The sequence below is a fragment of the Aureimonas sp. D3 genome, assembly GCF_001463805.1.
Classification (GTDB): Bacteria; Pseudomonadota; Alphaproteobacteria; order Rhizobiales; family Rhizobiaceae; genus Aureimonas; species Aureimonas ureilytica_A.
Genome location: NZ_BBWM01000005.1, coordinates 89,305 through 106,481 on the forward strand (window position 1 = coordinate 89,305; position 17,177 = coordinate 106,481).

Annotated in this window: 15 protein-coding genes; 8 read left to right on the plus strand and 7 right to left on the minus strand. The window is 65.5% G+C overall.

The features are described from left to right. Window positions 1-14 precede the first annotated feature (14 nt). Both pyk and AUL36_RS02400 read right to left on the minus strand, forming a co-directional pair. Window positions 15-1,451 carry a pyruvate kinase gene (gene pyk, locus AUL36_RS02395; protein WP_058601861.1) on the minus strand — a complete coding sequence of 479 codons (1,437 nt, stop codon included), beginning with the start codon at window positions 1,449-1,451 and terminating at the stop codon, window positions 15-17. Continuing rightward, window positions 1,448-1,918: a DUF1036 domain-containing protein gene (locus AUL36_RS02400; protein WP_058601860.1), complete on the minus strand. Its 471-nt coding sequence runs from the start codon at window positions 1,916-1,918 to the stop codon at window positions 1,448-1,450. Before AUL36_RS02400 ends, pyk begins: the two co-directional genes overlap by 4 nt. A gap of 199 nt (window positions 1,919-2,117) precedes the next feature. Between AUL36_RS02400 and AUL36_RS02405 the strand changes: the two genes are divergently transcribed. Next, window positions 2,118-2,435 (plus strand): DUF1244 domain-containing protein, encoded by a 318-nt coding sequence (locus AUL36_RS02405; RefSeq protein ID WP_058601859.1) that lies wholly within the window; start codon window positions 2,118-2,120, stop codon window positions 2,433-2,435. A gap of 124 nt (window positions 2,436-2,559) precedes the next feature. Beyond that, window positions 2,560-2,817, plus strand: coding sequence for a DUF2312 domain-containing protein (locus AUL36_RS02410; RefSeq protein ID WP_058601858.1), 258 nt, complete (start codon window positions 2,560-2,562; stop codon window positions 2,815-2,817). 126 nt (window positions 2,818-2,943) lie between these two features. Here AUL36_RS02410 and AUL36_RS02415 read toward each other — a convergent pair whose 3' ends face one another. The 3 genes from AUL36_RS02415 to AUL36_RS02430 all read right to left on the minus strand — a co-directional run bounded on the left by AUL36_RS02415 (window position 2,944) and on the right by AUL36_RS02430 (window position 7,625). Then, a complete protein-coding gene (locus tag AUL36_RS02415; RefSeq protein WP_153003853.1) occupies window positions 2,944-3,372 on the minus strand; it encodes a MucR family transcriptional regulator in 429 nt (142 codons plus the stop codon). A 757-nt stretch (window positions 3,373-4,129) separates the two neighbouring features. Next, complete coding sequence (locus tag AUL36_RS02425; RefSeq protein WP_062217580.1) at window positions 4,130-6,016, minus strand: DUF882 domain-containing protein; 1,887 nt, start codon at window positions 6,014-6,016, stop codon at window positions 4,130-4,132. Window positions 6,017-6,191: 175 nt separating this feature from the next. Continuing rightward, entirely contained in the window at window positions 6,192-7,625 is a 1,434-nt protein-coding gene (locus tag AUL36_RS02430; RefSeq protein WP_244497007.1) for a sigma-54-dependent transcriptional regulator, read from the minus strand. 114 nt (window positions 7,626-7,739) lie between these two features. Here AUL36_RS02430 and AUL36_RS02435 point away from each other — a divergent pair, with 114 nt between their 5' ends. Further along, entirely contained in the window at window positions 7,740-9,581 is a 1,842-nt protein-coding gene (locus AUL36_RS02435; protein WP_062217583.1) for a M3 family oligoendopeptidase, read from the plus strand. Window positions 9,582-9,585: 4 nt separating this feature from the next. Here the strand turns inward: AUL36_RS02435 and AUL36_RS02440 are convergent, their stop codons facing one another. Beyond that, window positions 9,586-10,557: a small ribosomal subunit Rsm22 family protein gene (locus tag AUL36_RS02440; RefSeq protein WP_062217586.1), complete on the minus strand. Its 972-nt coding sequence runs from the start codon at window positions 10,555-10,557 to the stop codon at window positions 9,586-9,588. A gap of 171 nt (window positions 10,558-10,728) precedes the next feature. Between AUL36_RS02440 and AUL36_RS02445 the strand changes: the two genes are divergently transcribed. The 4 genes from AUL36_RS02445 to hemH all read left to right on the plus strand — a co-directional run bounded on the left by AUL36_RS02445 (window position 10,729) and on the right by hemH (window position 14,377). Then, window positions 10,729-12,174, plus strand: coding sequence for a homospermidine synthase (locus tag AUL36_RS02445; RefSeq protein ID WP_058601853.1), 1,446 nt, complete (start codon window positions 10,729-10,731; stop codon window positions 12,172-12,174). Between the two features lie 131 nt (window positions 12,175-12,305). Continuing rightward, window positions 12,306-12,764: a nuclear transport factor 2 family protein gene (locus AUL36_RS02450; RefSeq protein WP_062217587.1), complete on the plus strand. Its 459-nt coding sequence runs from the start codon at window positions 12,306-12,308 to the stop codon at window positions 12,762-12,764. A gap of 61 nt (window positions 12,765-12,825) precedes the next feature. Beyond that, the gene (locus AUL36_RS02455) at window positions 12,826-13,200 is read left to right on the plus strand and encodes a hypothetical protein (protein WP_058601851.1); all 375 of its coding nucleotides are present in this window, start codon (window positions 12,826-12,828) and stop codon (window positions 13,198-13,200) included. A 115-nt stretch (window positions 13,201-13,315) separates the two neighbouring features. Next, window positions 13,316-14,377, plus strand: a complete 1,062-nt coding sequence (gene hemH, locus AUL36_RS02460; RefSeq protein WP_058601850.1) for a ferrochelatase — start codon at window positions 13,316-13,318, stop codon at window positions 14,375-14,377. 108 nt (window positions 14,378-14,485) lie between these two features. On the opposite strand, the gene AUL36_RS02465 is transcribed toward hemH, so the two are convergent. Beyond that, window positions 14,486-16,453: a methyl-accepting chemotaxis protein gene (locus AUL36_RS02465; RefSeq protein ID WP_062217591.1), complete on the minus strand. Its 1,968-nt coding sequence runs from the start codon at window positions 16,451-16,453 to the stop codon at window positions 14,486-14,488. A gap of 418 nt (window positions 16,454-16,871) precedes the next feature. On the opposite strand from AUL36_RS02465, the gene AUL36_RS24500 reads away from it, so the two are divergent. Further along, window positions 16,872-17,171 carry a general stress protein gene (locus AUL36_RS24500; protein ID WP_062217594.1) on the plus strand — a complete coding sequence of 100 codons (300 nt, stop codon included), beginning with the start codon at window positions 16,872-16,874 and terminating at the stop codon, window positions 17,169-17,171. Window positions 17,172-17,177: the final 6 nt, after the last annotated feature.

Below are 17,177 nucleotides of genomic sequence, written 5' to 3' on the forward strand. Positions count from 1 at the left end.
AGGGATAGGGCCGGTCAGGCCGCGTGCGCGCCGTCGGAACCGACATAGGCGATGCGGATCATATTGGTCGCGCCCGGTGTGCCGAGCGGCACGCCTGCGGTGACAATGATGCGCTCGCCCGGCTGGGCGAAGCCGTGCTCGACGGCGAGGCGGCAGGCCTTGTCGACCATGTCTTCCATGTCCTTCGCATCTTCGGAAATGATGCAATGGAGACCCCAGCCGAGGCTGAGGCGGCGCACGGTGCTCTCGATCGGTGACAGCGGCAGAATCGGAATCTGCGGGCGCTCGCGCGACATGCGCAGGCCCGAAGCGCCCGAACCCGTATAGGTGACGATCGCCGCCACTTTGAGCGTTTCGGCGATCTGGCGCGCGGCGAGCGACACGGCGTCAGCGCCCGTCGGCTCGGCGGTCGGGCGCTGGGCGAAGATGATGCCGGAATAAAGCGGGTCCTTCTCCACCTCGACCGCGATGCGATCCATGGTGGCGACGGCCTCGACCGGATACTGGCCGGCCGCCGATTCGGCTGACAGCATGACGGCGTCCGCACCTTCGAACACGGCGATCGACACGTCGGACACTTCGGCGCGCGTCGGCACCGGCGCGGTGATCATCGATTCCAGCATCTGAGTTGCGACCACGACGGGCTTGCCGGCGCGGCGCGCGGCGCGCGTGATGCGCTTCTGAATGCCCGGCACCTGCTCCAGCGGCATCTCGACGCCGAGATCGCCGCGCGCCACCATGATGGCGTCCGACATCTCGATGATCTCGTCCAACCGCTCGACGGCCTGCGGCTTCTCGATCTTGGAAAGGAGGCCGACGCGGCCACGCGAAAGCTTGCGCGCCTCGGCCAGGTCTTCGGGCCGCTGAATGAAGCTCAGCGCCAGCCAGTCGACATTCTCGGCCAGAACCGCGTCGAGGTCGCGCCGGTCCTTGTCGGTCAGCGCGCCGGAGGTCAGCAGCGTGTCGGGCAGGCTGACGCCCTTCTTGTCGGAAATGCGCGTGCCGGCGACGACCATGCAGCGGATCGAGCGCCCGTCGCATTCCAGCGCCACGAGATGGAGGCGGCCGTCATCGATCAGGAGGCGATGGCCGGGGCGCACCGATTCGAGAATATCGGGATGGGGCAGATAGACGCGCGTCGCGTCGCCCGGCTCCGGGTTGTCGTCCAGCGTGATGATGTCGCCGGGGGCGAGATCGACCTTGCCGTCCTTGAACTTGCCGACGCGCAGCTTCGGCCCCTGCAAGTCGGCCAGAATGCCGATCGGGCGGCCGACACTGGCCTCGACATTGCGAATGCGGCGCACCAGCTCGCGCATCGCGTCATGTTCGGTATGGCTCATGTTGATGCGGAACACGTCCGCGCCCGCATCGAACAGCTTGCGGATCATGGCCTCGTCGGACGAGGCCGGCCCGAGGGTGGCGAGAATCTTGACTCGACGGTTGCGTTTCATGGCTTGGGAGTCTCCCCACGAGGCGATTCGGTGAGCTGAACCATCCAGCTTCCTTGTCCGCCGGTGTCATACTCCCGGAACCCCATCTTCTGGAACCCGCGAGCGAAGCAATCCTTCACACCGACGATACGGAATTCGTTTTCGGCGATGCACATATCGACCTTGCCGGCCCAGCGGCCCAGCCCCTCGGCGTCTTCGGCATAGAGATAATAGTAGCGCGAGTGCAGCTCGCCCTCCACGACGGAGCGACAGGTGGTCGCCGGAATGCGCCACCAGCCCTCGCTGACCCAGCCCTCGGGCGTGCGCTGGCCCACGGCGACGCCGACCAGGGTCTGGGTTCCGTTGCAAACGCGAAAATCGGCATGGGCGGGGCGAGACAGCGCCGGTGCGCCAAGAGTGGAGGCGCCGAGGGCCAGACAAAAGGCCACGGCCGGAGCACGCGGCCCCCTGATCGAACGGAACGGCATGGGCGATCCTTGAGGGGAAGGGTTCGAGCGGTTCCGTTCTGGCATAAGCGAACAAGCCGGCAAAGCAAGGGCCGCCCGCGCAGGACCGGTCTCGCGCAAGCTTCGCCGGCCTTGCGACGCGGGAGCGGGCGCGCAATATCCAGTGCTATCCTTCCCGCGCGAGGCCCGGTCGCCTCGCCGCCCGTTTCCAAGGTGTCCCATGAGCCTCAGCCGCGAACAGGAAATCGAGATCGAAGCCGCCGTCTTCCGGCGCCTGCGCGATCATTTGCGCGCGCGCGGCGACGTGCAGAATATCGACCTGATGAATCTGGCCGGTTTCTGCCGCAACTGCCTGTCCAACTGGTATCGCGACGCGGCCGAGGCCAGCGGCGAGACGATGAGCAAGGAAGCGTCGCGCGAGATCGTCTACGGTATGCCCTATGACGAATGGCGCGCCCTGCACCAGAAGGAAGCGGGCGACGACAAGCTTGCCGCCTTCGAGCAGAACCGCCCGAAAGACGAGAGTGAACCGCGCTGAGATGAAGCGCAAAACCCTGTCGCGGCCTCTCGGTAACGCTTGAGTAACCATTCCGCGTCATCGAAGAGTTCATAAACGCGTCCGGCCTGACCGGCGCCTTGGCCCTGCTTGAGAAGAGGCTCCCATGTCGAACGCCACCGACGAGGTCGCACAGGACCAGCTCCGCTCCTTCGTGGAGCGGATCGAACGCCTGGAAGAAGAAAAGAAGACGATTTCGGACGACATCAAGGATGTCTACGCCGAAGCCAAGGGCAATGGCTTCGACACCAAGGTCTTGCGCAAGGTCATTTCGCTTCGCAAGCAGGACGCGCAGGAGCGGCAGGAGCAGGAGGCCATTCTGGACCTCTATCTTCAGGCGCTGGGCATGGCCGCCAGCCTTTGATCCGATGCGCCGCCCCCCTCCCCGGCAGGCGGACGGCGTAGAAAAAGGGGCGGCCCGTATCGGGCGCCCCTTTTTTTATACGGAGGTCGATGGCGTTCTATGCCTCGCGCCGGAGGTTGGCGGGGCTCAGCCTCGCGCGCGGCGGCGCGTGTAACCTAGGCCCATCTGCTTGGCGAGGCGCGAGCGCGCGGCGGCGTAGTTCGGTGCCACCATCGGATAATCCGCCGGAAGATCCCACTTCTCGCGGTATTCTTCGGGGGACATATTGTAATGCGTCATCAGGTGACGCTTCAACGACTTGAACTTCTTGCCGTCTTCCAGACACACGATGTAATCGTCCGTCACCGAGCGCTTCACGGAAATCGCGGGCTTGGGCTTTTCCACCTGCACCGGCGGGGCTGCGGCGCCGGCCTGGCTCAGGGCATTGTGGACATCGTGGATCAGACCGGGCAGGTCGCCGACCGGCAAAGAATTCTTGCTGACATAGGCGGCGACCACTTCGGCCGTCAATTCCATCAGCATATCCGAGTTGTCGACCTCGTCGATCTCGCTCATCGTTCCAACCTGGCTTGAGACAAACAATCACGCCGGGCACGGCGTGCGTTTACTGCTGATCGTTCGCGGTGCCGAACTGAAAGACCCGATAAAGAATTACCCAGTTGTTCCAGTTTGACGAGCCCCGCATGGCAGAAAACATCTCGGTGCGGCACTCAACCTTCGAAACACTCCAGTCGTATTCTGGGAAAAACACCTCCTTGTCAACACGTCGCAGGAGCTGCTGCAAGAACTTCCCGAACGCTCTTGAGAAGACTAGCTTGCAACCCACGTGGTTGAACAGGAGGAAACTCAGCCCAAGCGGGTAAGAGTGAACCTATCGGTGTAGGCTTGGCAGAATTTGCTCGTCTGCGAAGCGCACTCACCAAGCGACAGGGCTCGCCAAACGCGTCTTTCACCCAATCTTTAGGCCCGCTCGGCCTTCGAACGTTTGGCTTTATCAGCTTTCTATTTCCGATACGGAAGTTCAATCCCAGACGTCTGCGATGGGAGCCATGTGTTGAGGATCAAAGCACAAATCGCTTCGACGCAGGCAGGTTCAATCGCGAGGCATTATGCCGCAACGCAGCATGAAGTGCATCCAAAATATTCGCCGATGACGTTGGGGCACCTTTACACTTTCAACGTGATCGAACCCTCGATCATCAGCGGGGCGATCGTGGACACGAACTATTGGATCAGCTTCACGAAAAAGGGCGCTCGAAGGCGCCCTTTCCTCAATCGAAGCGTGTGCGGCTTTGCCGATCCGCCGAATGTTTCAGTCCAGCTTGTGAACCGGCAGGAAATTCACCGCCGTTCCCTCGAAATGTTGCGCAGCCGCGGGCGACGAGCCCTTGCGGGAGAAGCCACGGGCGAACACCGCGCTCGGCATCTGCCCGATCAGATTATCGGCCACCGGACGCGCGAGCTTGCTTTCGATGGCGCGGCGCTCCGGGCTGGTGATCAGCGAAGCGATGGCGATTCGCTGTTCGATCGCATCCGGGCTGACCTTGCGCGCCGCCTTGCTGGCCGCTGGCGCGTCGCCGACCACTCGGCCGCCCTTGGCGAGTTTTGCCGGAGCCTTGGTAGCAGCGGTCTTGGACACCCCCTTGGCCGGGACGGGCGCAGCAGCGACGGCGGAGCGGGCCGGCGTCGGCTCGTTGCCGAGCGAGGCGACCTGCACGGCTGCTCCCGGCTTCGCGTCCGGCGTTTCGGACGGCCGCGTCATTGCGGCGGCAATGGCCGATTGCGGGCGGGCGGAGGGCGTTGCGACATGTGGCGCGGCACCGGCCAAAGCAACAGCGGGCGTTGGGGTGGTCGCGGCGGCCTGTGCGGCGGCGGCGGGCGGCACCTCGGGCATGGCGGCGGCGATGATGGCCTCGGGCGTCAGGCCCTCCTCCTCGGCCAACTCGGGCTTCTGGGTCGGCAGCGCGGCCTGATCGCCGCGCAGAACGGCCTCGAACGGTGGGCGCTCGCGGGGCATGGGCACGGCATAGGCCAGTTGGGCCGGCGCTGCGGGTGGCGGCTCCGCCTCTTCGAGGGCGGCGACGAGAGTCTGATCCAGCGCCTGAACGGACGGACGATCGGGCGCGCTGGAGGGCAGCGGGACGCGGGACGGCGCAAGGGCTGCGACTTCCGTTTCTTCCTCCTCCTCACGGCGCGGCGGCGGCGCGGCGGGAATGGCGGCGGGCGGCGCGGATCGGCGGGGAGCGGAACTGTCGAACACGTCACGCTCGGCCATGGGCACGCCAGCGGGCAAGGCCGGCGGCGGCGCGGGGCGCGTGGGCAAGGCGCTCGCGACCTGAACCTCCGGCTCGGGCTTGGGCGCGGCGCGAGCAGGCGCCGGAGCGCGGCTCGGCTTGCCGACCGGGGCGGCGGACGCCTCGGCCTCGTCCTCGGCCTCCTCGTTGCCGCCGCCAAACAGCATGGCCAGAAGCGAGCGGCCACCGCTGGAGCGCGACGAGGCGATCTGGATGTCGTTGGAGCCCTTGCGCTTGTTATAGGAGGCCAGCGCGGTCTCGTAGCCCGGCAGAGGCTTGCCGTCGGCCGGCAGGTGGATCGTGTTGCCCTTGGGGAACACGGCCGCGAGTTCGCTGCGGCTCATGCGCGGCCAATAGCGGCCCTTGCCCGTGTCGTAATGCACGAAGGGCGAGCCCGAGCGCGGATAATAGCCGACGCCGCCGATCTGCATCCGGAGGCCGATGTCGCGCAGCTTCTTCAGCGGAACGTCGGGCAGATACCAGTCCACGGCCTTGCCGGCCATGTGGAGACTGTTGCCGGCGACGCCCGACGAGCGCGAGCGCAGCATCGCATTGGTGCCGGACGAGCGATAGCCGCCGATAATGTGGATGTAGCTGCGCGAACCCGACTGACGATAGGCTTCCCAGAGCACGTCGAGAAGGTTCGGGTCCATGTTCGTGGGCTTGTTCTCGCGCCAGTCGCGCAGGGCCCAATTGGCCTTCTTGAGGCCCTCGGGAAGGAACTTGCCGTCCTTCTTGTAGGTGATTTCCGTCTTCTCGTTGAGATGGACGTGGTAGAGCTTGAGGGTTCGGGTTTCGGCGCGAGCCGCGGCGGCCCCCACGGAACTCATCACCACGAAGCCTGCCAGGAAGACCGCAGCGCGCCTCAAGGCCGCGCGCGATACGCATTCGGTCCATCCGAACATGCGGAACCATTCCCCCGGTGTGTCGTGTCGACGCCCGTGCCAACGGCTCGTGCGACCAGTCCCCCAACAGAGGGATCCAATCACAGGAGAGTGCGGCACGAAAATGACACAGCTCCAATTTCTTTGGCACTACACGCGAAAATGGTTAACGACCAGTGAAAATTCGGACTAAGGATTAAACCTTGGGCGTCTCTGCGGCCGAATCAGGCGCGGAAAGCCCGTATTCCTTGAGCTTGCGATAAAGGGTCGTACGACCGATCCCCAGAAGCTTGGCCGCCTTGGTCGGCTGCCCGCCGCATTCTTGCAGCGCACGCAGGATATGCTCACGCTCGACTTGCGCGAGGGTGGGGAACGCGGCCGAGGCTGGCGGCACCCCCATCGCTGCGGCGGCAGGCTCGCGTCTCGGCTCAATTACTTGCGTCCTCGGTATCGGCTGCCACGCGTCGGCAAGCTGGAAATCCTCCGCGCGCAGGCCCTCACCATCGGCCATGACGCAGGCGCGCCGGATCGCGTTTTCCAGTTCACGAATATTGCCGGGCCAACGATGCGCTTGCAGGCGCGCCAGCGCACCCGACAGGAGCGCGCGGCCCGGCACGTTTCGCGCGGCAAAGGCGCGGGCGAGGCTCGGAATGTCCTCGCGGCGCTCGCGCAGCGGCGGCAACTCGATCGGCACGACATGAAGCCGATAGAACAGGTCTTCGCGAAACCGTCCGGCCTCGACATCGGCCCGAAGGTCGCGATGCGTGGCGGCAATGATGCGGATGTCCACGCGCACGGGCCGCGCCGCGCCGATCGGATCGATCTCGCCCTCCTGAAGCGCGCGCAGAAGCTTGACCTGCGCCTCGGGGGCCAGTTCGCCCACCTCGTCCAGAAACAGCGTGCCGCCATCGGCTTCGCCGAACTTGCCGAGGCTGCGGCGCTCGGCTCCCGTGAAGGCCCCACGCTCGAAGCCGAACAGGATGCTCTCGGTGAGATCGCGCGGCAGCGCCCCGCAATTGATGGGAACGAAAGGCCGGGCGGCTCGCGCGCCGGAGGCCACGATGCGCCGTGCCAGCCATTCCTTGCCGGTACCCGTTTCGCCGAGCAGCAGCACCGGCACCATGGAACGGGCCACGCGCGTGGCCGCATTCAGAACCGGGCGCATGGCGGGGCTGGGGTCGTCTTCGTCCTGGCTGGCCGACAGGCCCGGACGTATCCCTTTGCTGTCCTCGTCGTCCCCCTGCCGGATGGCGGCCTCCAGGGCGGCGCGAACACGAGTGAGCGAGACGGGTTTGACGAGGAAGTCCGTCGCGCCGGCGCGCATGGCCTCCACGGCGCGGTCGAGCCGCCCCTCCCCCGTCTGCACGATGACGGGAACGGAATGGCCCCTTGCGCGCAGCTCGCGCAGTAGCTCCAGCCCGCTTCCATCGGGAAGGCCGAGGTCGAGCAAGAGCGCCGCGAAGCGCTCCGGGGCCGCCGCCAGCATGGTGCGCGCGGCGGCGAGCGTCCCCGCGATCTCGGCCCGCCCGCCGGCCCGCGCCACATGCGCCTCGCTCAGGCGGCATTGCACGCCGTCGTCATCCACGATCAGGACGTGGAAGGGCGGCTCGGCCATGGGTTCGCTTGTCATGGGTTCGCTTTTCGCGCTCATCGCCCCTATTTGACACGGCAGGGATGAAGAGTTTTCTGCCACACGAGCGGGGCGGCGCGTCGGGCCGCTCCTTTCCCGATTTGCGAGGTGTCCATGATCCGTTCGTCCGTTTCCCCCACATCCTCCGCACGGGCCGGAGAGGAGGATCTGGGCGCCCTGCCCCGCTGGAATCTGGCCGATCTCTACGCCTCGATCGACAGCCCGCAGATCGCGACCGATATCGAGCGCTCGCGCTCGCGCGCCAAGGCCTTCAACGAGCGCTGGCGCGGCCGCTTGGCCGAAGAGGCGCAGAAGCCCGGCGGCGGCGAGTTGGCGGCCGCCATCGTGGAGTTCGAAGAGATCGAGGAAATTCTCGGTCGCCTCGTCTCCTATGCCGGGCTCGTTTATTCCGGCGACACGTCCGACCCCGCGAACGCCAAGTTCTACGGCGACATCCAGGGCGAGGTGACCGATATTTCCTCCGCGCTTCTGTTCTTCGGGCTGGAGCTGAACCGCGTGGACGACGCGGCGATGGACCACGCCATGGATGCCAATCCGGCGCTCGGTCGCTACCGGCCCTGGATCGTGGATCTCAGGCAGGACAAGCCCTACCAGCTGGAAGACCGCGTGGAGGAACTCTTCCACGAGAAATCCGTCACCGGCCATGGCGCGTGGAACCGCCTGTTCGACGAGACCATGACCTCGCTGCGCTTCGAGGTGGACGGGGAGACGCTGGCGCTCGAAGAAACGCTGAACCTCCTGCAGGATGCCGACCGCGATATCAGACGCAAGGGCGCGGAAGCGCTGGCAAAGGTCTTCGGCGAGAACGTGCGCACCTTCGCGCTGATCACCAACACGCTCGCCAAGGACAAGGAAATCTCCGACCGCTGGCGCGGCTTCGAGGATGTCGCCGATTCCCGCCACCTCGCCAACCGCGTCGAGCGCGACGTGGTCGATGCGCTGGCAAAGGCCGTGTCCGACAGCTACGGCTCGATCTCGCATCGCTATTACAGCCTGAAGGCCAAGTGGCTGGGGCTGGATGCCTTGGAATTCTACGACCGCAACGCGCCGCTGCCGGGCGCCTCGCGCCGCACCATCCCCTGGACGGAAGCGCGGGAAACCGTGCTCTCGGCCTATCGCGGCTTCGACCCGGAAATGGCCGAGATCGCCGGCCGCTTCTTCGAGCATCGCTGGATCGACGCGGGCGTGCGGCCGGGCAAGGCGCCGGGCGCCTTCTCGCACCCGACGGTGCCCTCCGCGCATCCCTACGTCCTGATGAACTATCTCGGCAAGCCGCGCGACGTGATGACCCTCGCGCACGAGCTGGGCCACGGCGTGCATCAGGTTCTGGCCGGGCCGCAAGGCGCGCTCATGGCCTCGACGCCGCTGACGCTCGCCGAGACGGCCTCGGTCTTCGGCGAGATGCTGACCTTCCGCTCGCTTCTGGAGAAGGCCAGTGACAAGGCCGAGCGGCGCACGCTGCTCGCCTCCAAGGTGGAGGACATGATCAACACGGTGATCCGCCAGATCGCCTTCTATCTGTTCGAGCGCGAAATCCACACCGAGCGGCGCAAGGGCGAGCTGACGGCCGAGCGGATCGGCCAGATCTGGGTCGAGGTGCAGGCGCGCTCGCTCGGGCCCGCCGTGCGGCTGGGGCCGGGCTATGAAAGTTTCTGGACCTATGTCCCGCACTTCATCCACTCGCCCTTCTATGTCTATGCCTATGCCTTCGGCGACTGCCTCGTGAACTCGCTTTATTCGGTCTACGAGCAGGCCGATCAGGGTTTTCAGGAGAAATATTTCGCCATGCTGCGCGCGGGCGGCACGAAGCATCATTCCGAATTGTTGAAGCCCTTCGGCCTCGACGCCTCGGACCCGGCTTTCTGGCAGCGCGGCCTGTCGATGATCTCCGGCTTTATCGACGAGCTGGAGGCGATGGACCGAGCCACGAACTGAGCGCTCAGGCGAGGTCGATGGCCTCGCCCCAATCGGCCCGGCGGGCGCGGCGGAAGGCTTCGCCGTCCCGCTTGGTCAGGAGGCGGCGGCGCATCTGTCCGTCGCCTTCGCAGAGCTTCAGATGCACCTTGCCGCTGCCGGCTTCCGGCGGCGCCAGGATGCGAGCCGCGCGCATGGCGGGGGCGAGCCGCGTCGCCGCGACATAGCTGAACTTCTCGTCCTCCCAAGGCACTTCGGCCGATTTGGTGCGCAAGTGGACGCGCGAGCGCGCCACGCGGCGCGCGAAATGGCACCAGTCCGGTGCCTCCAAAGGGCAGGCCGCTTCATGCGGACAGGGCGCGGCGAGCGCGGCGCCACTTTCGATCAAGGCGCGGCGCGCGTCCAGAATGCGCCCGTAGCCGGCCGGCGTGCCGGGCTCCACGATCAGAAGCAGGCCTTGCGTGCGCGCCCAGAGCGCTTCCACGAGGGGGCGCAGGCGCGCGGGCGGCAACTCGTCCAGGACATAGGAGAGCGTCACGAGATCGGCGGACGGCGCGGCGTCCATGTCCCGCTCGACCTGGCCCTCGCGCCAGTCCGGCCGAAAGGCGAAGGCCCCTTTGCTTAGCCGTTCGCCCATCGCGCGGATCGGCTTGCTGGCTTCCAGAAGCGTCGCGCCCTCCAGCGTGTCGAAGCGCTCGGTGGCGGCCCAAAGCGCGGTTCCCGGTCCCGCCCCCACATCGAGAAGCGTGCGCGGCGAGAACTCGGGCAGCGCTTCGGCGGCTTCGCCCAGCGCGCTCGCGAGCGCGGCGAAGGTCGCCGGCATCCGTGCTGCGACATAGGCCTTGGCGAAAAGATCATCGGAGAGATGCAGCCGCCCGTCGCGGGTCTCGGCGCGGTAGCGACCCGACAGGCTATCGGAGGCCTTGCGCAGCGCCTCACCCGGCACGCCGTCCAACTCGGCGTCGATCGCGGCGCGCAAGGGGCGCGGCAGTTCCATCCAGATGTCCTTTCGGGAGACGGCGGAGGGGCGGTAAAAGAGGCCGCTGCGCAGAAAACGAAGCCCTTGCCGGCCTGCATCGCTGCCAGCCGGCCGTCAGCCCCTTTTATTTGACAGCAATCTGCTCTAGCCCGGCGACTAGAAATCAGTCCAGATCGAAAGGACCGTCGAATGACGAACGAGAACCACCCGATCCATGCCGAGATTACTGGCCCGATCGTGATGATCGGCTTCGGCTCCATCGGGCGTGGCACGCTTCCGCTCATCGAACGTCACTTCAACTATGACAAGTCGCGCTTCACGGTCATCGACCCGCGCGACACGCATCGGCACCTGCTCGACGAGCGCGGCATCCGCTTCCGCCAGGAAGCCGTCACCAAGTCGAACTACCGCGACCTGCTCACCCCCCTCCTGACGGAAGGCGGCGGCCAGGGCTTCTGCGTCAATCTTTCGGTCGATACCGGCTCGGTCGATCTCATGCGCCTGTGCCGCGAACTCGGCGTTCTCTATATCGACACGGTGATCGAGCCCTGGCTCGGCTTCTATTTCGACGACAAGCTCTCCAATTCCGACCGCACGAACTACGCGCTGCGCGAGACCCTGCGCAAGGAGAAGCGCAAGAACCCCGGCGGCACCACGGCCGTTTCGACCTGCGGCGCGAATCCCGGCATGGTGTCCTGGTTCGTGAAGCAGGCGCTGGTGGACATCGCGCGCGACACCAATCTCGACTTCTCCGAGCCCGGTCCGAACGACCGCGAGGGCTGGGCCAAGCTGATGAAGAAGGTCGGCGTCAAGGGCATTCACATCGCCGAGCGCGACACGCAGGTCGCCGCCAAGCCCAAGCCCCGCAACGTGTTCTGGAACACGTGGTCGGTCGAGGGCTTCCTGTCGGAAGGGATGCAGCCGGCCGAACTCGGTTGGGGCACGCATGAGAAGTGGCGTCCCAAGAACGCCAAGGACCACGAGAAGGGCTGCAAGGCCGCGATCTATCTGGACCAGCCGGGCGCCAACACGCGCGTTCGCACATGGTGCCCGACGCCCGGCGCGCAGTACGGCTTCCTGGTGACGCATAACGAGTCCATCTCGATCGCCGACTACTACACGCATCGCAACAAGGAGGACGAAGTCACCTTCCGTCCGACCTGCCACTATGCGTACCATCCGGCCAACGACGCCGTGCTCTCGCTGCACGAACTGTTCGGCGCGGCCGGCAAGATCCAGCCCGAGCACCACGTTCTGGACGAGAACGAGCTGGTGGAAGGCATCGACGAACTGGGCGTCCTGCTCTACGGCCACGAGAAGAATGCCTACTGGTACGGCTCGCAGCTTTCGCTGGAAGAGACGCGCCGTATCGCTCCCTACCAGAACGCGACGGGCCTTCAGGTGACCTCGGCCGTGCTCGCGGGCATGGTCTGGGCGCTGGAGAATCCGGAAGCCGGCATCGTGGAAGCCGACGAGATGGACTATCGCCGCTGCCTCGAAGTGCAGCGCCCGTATCTCGGCCCGGTAAAGGGTTACTACACCGACTGGACGCCGCTGACCGATCGCCCCGGCCTCTTCCCGGAGGACCTGGACGAGAAGGATCCCTGGCAGTTCCGCAACATTCTCGTTCGCTGATCCCGGCAAACGAAAAAAACAGTGAAAAAGCCGCGGAAATCCCGCGGCTTTTTCGTTGGTTGCTGGTCAAACGTTTCGCGTGCGCTAACCTAGAGCCTGTTAACTGCTTGATAGCGCTTGGGAGTTGGTAAGTGGGCGAGACTTCGGACGATGCCCAGCGCAAGCGTATGGTCGTCAAGGAAATCATGGACGCCGTCATGTCCGGCGCCGCAGGGTCCGTTGCCCAACATTTTGCGCCCGGCGCCATCTTCTCCAACAAAAACAATGCCGGCGTGATCGACGCTCCCTGGTTCGACCGGATGGAGGGCGAATACAAGCTGACCGGGGAAGATGAGGCCAAGTCCTTCCTGAACGAACTGCTGCGCCGCGCCAGCTACATTTCCTACAAGGCGCGTGGGACGGTGGTGGAAGACGACGAAGCCGCCAGCCGCTGCGACTGGACGCGGCAGGACGACAGCGGCTCTCTTGTCACGGGAACGACCATGTACTGGTTCGGCTTCACCAGCGACGGGCGCATCCGCTCCATCGAAACCATAGCTTCCATTCACTCCGTCATTTCGGCGCGGCGCAACGACGCCTCGGTCACTTGACGTTGGGTGAGCAAATGCCGCCTTCTTTTCTCTGACATTCTTCTCGACGGAGCTTCCCACCATGCGCCCCGCCCTCGCCCTTGCCAGCCTTCTTGGCGCCGCCACCGCGCTTTCGGGCTGCCAGCTCGAACCACAGAGACAGATCGCCGTCGCGCCCAAGCCGGCGACGATCGAGGGTCAGTGGAATTCGGTCGGCGGCCCGGTCGCCTATGTCTCCAACTTCTCGGCCGGCCGCTTCACGTCCAAGACCGCCGATGGCGCGCGGGTTCTGGCCGATGGGTCCTACACCAAGACCAACCCGACGCAGGTGAGCATCATCTTCACCTCCACCACGCGCAACACGCGCGAGTCGGTGAACTGCAACCTCATGGCCGCCGATCGCATGGCTTGCGTCAATTCGGCCGGCGCGCGCTTCGAACTGACCCGGCGCGCCTGACTGCCTCCATTGCCGGCTGCCGATTCGGCTCCCATATGCCCGGCGGCGCCCTCGCGAGAGGGCGCCGCCGCTTTGCTTTCGTCGGCCCTCGCATCGCTCTCGTCCCGGACCTGTCATGAACGCTCACGCCCCCACGCTCGCCAGCACTGCCATCGGCCCGCTTCCTGTCGGCCATCCTCCGGTCAAGGCGAAGAAGGTCGGCGTGCTTCTCGTCAATCTGGGCACGCCCGATGGCACCGATTTCAAGCCGATGCGGCGTTATCTCAAGGAGTTCCTGTCGGACAAGCGCGTGATCGAATGGCCGCGCGCCGCCTGGTATCCGATCCTCTACGGCATCGTCCTCAACACCCGGCCGAAGAAATCCGGCCATGCCTATGAGCAGATCTGGAACAAGGAGCGCAACGAAAGCCCGCTGCGCACCTTCACCCGCGCGCAGGGCGAGAAGCTCGCCGAGCGCCTGTCGGGCGAGGCCACCATCGTGGTGGACTGGGCGATGCGCTACGGCAATCCCTCCATCGCCGAGCGGGTGGACGCGCTGATGGCACAGGGCTGCGAGCGTATTCTCTGCTTTCCGCTCTACCCGCAATATTCGGCTTCCACCACGGCGACGGTGAACGACAAGTTCTTCGAGCACCTCATGTCGAAGCGCTGGATGCCGGCTTCGCGCACGGTGCCCGCCTATCACGACGAGCCGATCTACATCGACGCCCTGGCGCGCTCGATCGAGACGCATCTCGCCACACTCGACTTCGAGCCCGAGCGCGTCATCACCTCCTATCATGGCATTCCGCAGAGCTATTTTCGCAAGGGCGATCCGTATCACTGCCATTGCCAGAAGACCTCGCGCCTCCTGGAAGAGCGCCTCGGCTGGGCCAAGGGGCGGCTCATGACGACCTTCCAGTCCCGCTTCGGGCCGGAAGAATGGCTCCAGCCCTATACCGACAAGACGGTGGAAGCGCTGGCCAAGCAGGGGATCAAGAAGATCGCCGTGCTCAACCCCGGCTTCGTGTCCGACTGCCTGGAAACGCTGGAAGAAATCGCTGGGGAAGCCGGCGAAATCTTCCACGAGAACGGCGGCACGCATTTCGCCCATATCCCCTGCCTCAACGATTCCGGGCCGGGAATGGACGTGATCGAGCATATGGTGCGGCGCGAGTTGCGCGGCTGGGTCGGCTGAAGGCCGGGTGCCCAAGCGCAGACGCTTGGGCTCGCTGCAAGCGGAAGACCGAACACGCGCTGAGCGGATGAGCGGGTGCCGCGCCGAAAACCTCTGCTGCGGGGCCTGTCAGGCCGCGTGGCGCAGCCGAGGGTCGAAAGCGTCCTCCTCGCCGGTCCCTTCGAGTGGGGCGGGCGAAGCGTCGGGCGACGCCGGCTTCCCTTGTTCGCTCTCGGAGCCGATGCGGAAGAACTCCATCGTGTGGGCCAGCCGGCCCGCCTCGTCCGACAGGTTGGCGGCGGTGTGGGACATGTCGCCGGCGGCGGCGGCATTGGCCTGGGTCACCTGATCCAGAAGCTGGATGGCCTCGGCGATCTGCTGCGTGCCGATCGCCTGCTCGCGGCAGGCCGCCGAGATTTCCGACACAAGCTCGCTGGTTCGGCTGATCTCGGGCATCAACCGGGCCAGACGCGCCCCGGCCCCTTCGGCGATGCCGAGCGTATCGGCGGACACGCTGGCGGCCTGCCGGGCCGCCATCTGCGAGCGCTCCGCCAGCTTGCGAACCTCGGCCGCCACCACGGCGAAGCCCCTGCCGGACGAGCCGGCGCGCGCGGCCTCGATCGCGGCGTTGAGGGCCAGAAGATCGGTCTGGCGCGCGATCTCGCCGATCGCGCCGACCGACTGCGCGATCGTCTTCATGGCTTCGACGGATTGCAATACGGCCTCTTGGGTCGACGCCGCGTACTCGCGCACGAGACGGGCGATGGTTTCGGTGTGCGCCGCATTCTCCGCCGTCTGGCGGATGTTGGCGCTCATCTCCTCGATGGCGCTGGACGCCTGTTCGCTCGCCGAGGCCTGCTCGCTGGAGCCCGCTGAGAGCGTGCCGGATGTTCGCGCCGAGCGCACCGACCCAGCGGCCACCAGATCCGACGAGGCGCGCACGTTCGAGACGATTCGCGACAGGTTCTCCGTCATCTCCGCCATGGCACGTTGCAGATCGGCGATCTCGTCCGAGCCGGCGGCCTCCAGCCGCTGCGTGAGGTCTCCCCCGCCGATGGCGGATACGCAGCGCAGCGTGCGGCGCAGGCGAACCGCGATCGAATGGGTGAGCCACAGCATCATGCCGACGCCCAAAAGGAGGGCCGCGCCGATCAGCGCCAGAAGCGTGTTGCGCGTGTGTTCGTAGCTTTGTTCGGCCTGTGCGGCAAAGCCCCGCGCGGCCTCCTGCGCCTCACCGGTCAACTCGTCCAGCCGCGCCTGAACCCGCTCGGCGGCAGGCCGCTGCACGGTTTCGAGATAGTGCGTCGCCTCGGTCGCACGCGCCTTCATCCCTTCCTGCACCAGCGGCACCATTTCGTCATAGGCGTGGTTCCAGGTGTCCAGCAGCTGTCCGATCATGCGCTCCGTTCCGATCGGCGCCATGGCATTGAGATCGCCGAATTTGCGACCCACCAGTTTCTTCAGCGCCTCGAACCGCTCGAACGCGGCCTGCCGTGCTGTCGGATCGGCGGTGGCGAGAAGGTCCACCAGCGACAGGCGGGCCTCGATCATATTGGTCTCGATATCCGAAAGCGTCTGGCGCGCGGCGAAACCCGTATCGCCCTTGCCGGCCAATTGGCTACGCACCATGCGCAACTTGCCCGTCAGATCCTTTTCGATGGGAGCGAGTGCGCTGCGCGCGCCGGCCACGGCCCAGAGATCGGCTTTCGAGGCATGGGCGAAGGCCTGGTCGGAGACCGGCCGCAGGGCGCGTACGAGTTCGGCAAGGTCGGTTCCCTGCCCTGTTGCCCCTTGCGAGCGCGCGGCCTCGTAGCGCGTCATGTGCTCGTCCAGCGCCCGCCAGGCCTGGGCATAATCGGCGCTGAGATCGGCCGGCTTCACGGTGGAATAGGCCGCGCGCACGATGCGATGGATGCGCTCCAGATCACCCGAAAGTCCGATGGTCGCCTGCACCATCTGGAAGGGCCGATGCGTGAACTCGTCCATGGTTTGGCGACCGGCCTCCAGCGCGAGGAGGCTGCAAAAGCCGACCCCGCCGGTCAGAAGCAGGACGGCACCGAACGTGGCTGCGAGTTTGGTACGGATGGTCAGTTTCATGCGAGTATGTCCGTTCGCCCGAACGGCCTTCTGGAGGGCTTTCGGCGGACAATTGGGGCGGCCGTTCTTATCAGAGGCTCAATCCCATCCTGAAAATTGCGCGCAGTTTTCTCTCGAGCAGCGCTTGCGAAAAACACCTCTTGGGAAAGACATCAGCGGAAACCGTGGCTTGCGCGGCACGCCAGCGTTATGAAAACTTCACGATGAAATTTCGCCCGTAAGTCTGTCGCGCGCCAATGACCTTACGGAAGATGCGACACAGGGCTTTGAACGATTAAAACTTGCAGAATTCTATATAGCCATCGAAGCAACTTAAGAAGACAATATACCCGACTCAATACGTCATACGAAAACAGTTCATTCGGAACGCGCGACGAGTATCTCCCGTTTTTCAGCCACACGAACAGGGAGTGCCATCATGGCAACGCAGAATCAGAACCCAGGAAATTTCTCCAACGACCGTGAGAAGGCGTCCGAAGCCGGCCACAAGGGAGGACAGAACTCCGGCGGCAATTTCAAGAACGATCCCGAACGCGCGGCCGAGGCCGGGCACAAGGGCGGTGAAGCCTCGGGCGGCAATTTCAAGAACGACCCCGAACGCGCGGCCGAGGCCGGGCGCAAGGGCGGTGAAGCCTCGGGTGGCAATTTCAAGAACGACCCCGAACGCGCGGCTGAGGCCGGGCGCAAGGGCGGCGAGGCCTCCGGCGGGCATCGCTGAACGATC

Bases quoted from the DNA above. Each gene is read 5' to 3' on its own strand.
- AUL36_RS02430 (WP_244497007.1), bottom strand. From the start codon at position 7,625: ATGACAAGCGAACCCATGGCCGAGCCGCCCTTCCACGTCCTGATCGTG.
- hemH (WP_058601850.1), top strand. From the start codon at position 13,316: ATGAACGCTCACGCCCCCACGCTCGCCAGCACTGCCATCGGCCCGCTT.
- AUL36_RS02425 (WP_062217580.1), bottom strand. From the start codon at position 6,016: ATGTTCGGATGGACCGAATGCGTATCGCGCGCGGCCTTGAGGCGCGCT.
- AUL36_RS02415 (WP_153003853.1), bottom strand. From the start codon at position 3,372: ATGAGCGAGATCGACGAGGTCGACAACTCGGATATGCTGATGGAATTG.
- AUL36_RS02400 (WP_058601860.1), bottom strand. From the start codon at position 1,918: ATGCCGTTCCGTTCGATCAGGGGGCCGCGTGCTCCGGCCGTGGCCTTT.
- AUL36_RS02445 (WP_058601853.1), top strand. From the start codon at position 10,729: ATGACGAACGAGAACCACCCGATCCATGCCGAGATTACTGGCCCGATC.
- pyk (WP_058601861.1), bottom strand. From the start codon at position 1,451: ATGAAACGCAACCGTCGAGTCAAGATTCTCGCCACCCTCGGGCCGGCC.
- AUL36_RS02465 (WP_062217591.1), bottom strand. From the start codon at position 16,453: ATGAAACTGACCATCCGTACCAAACTCGCAGCCACGTTCGGTGCCGTC.
- AUL36_RS02440 (WP_062217586.1), bottom strand. From the start codon at position 10,557: ATGGAACTGCCGCGCCCCTTGCGCGCCGCGATCGACGCCGAGTTGGAC.
- AUL36_RS02410 (WP_058601858.1), top strand. From the start codon at position 2,560: ATGTCGAACGCCACCGACGAGGTCGCACAGGACCAGCTCCGCTCCTTC.
- AUL36_RS02405 (WP_058601859.1), top strand. From the start codon at position 2,118: ATGAGCCTCAGCCGCGAACAGGAAATCGAGATCGAAGCCGCCGTCTTC.
- AUL36_RS02435 (WP_062217583.1), top strand. From the start codon at position 7,740: ATGATCCGTTCGTCCGTTTCCCCCACATCCTCCGCACGGGCCGGAGAG.
- AUL36_RS02455 (WP_058601851.1), top strand. From the start codon at position 12,826: ATGCGCCCCGCCCTCGCCCTTGCCAGCCTTCTTGGCGCCGCCACCGCG.
- AUL36_RS24500 (WP_062217594.1), top strand. From the start codon at position 16,872: ATGGCAACGCAGAATCAGAACCCAGGAAATTTCTCCAACGACCGTGAG.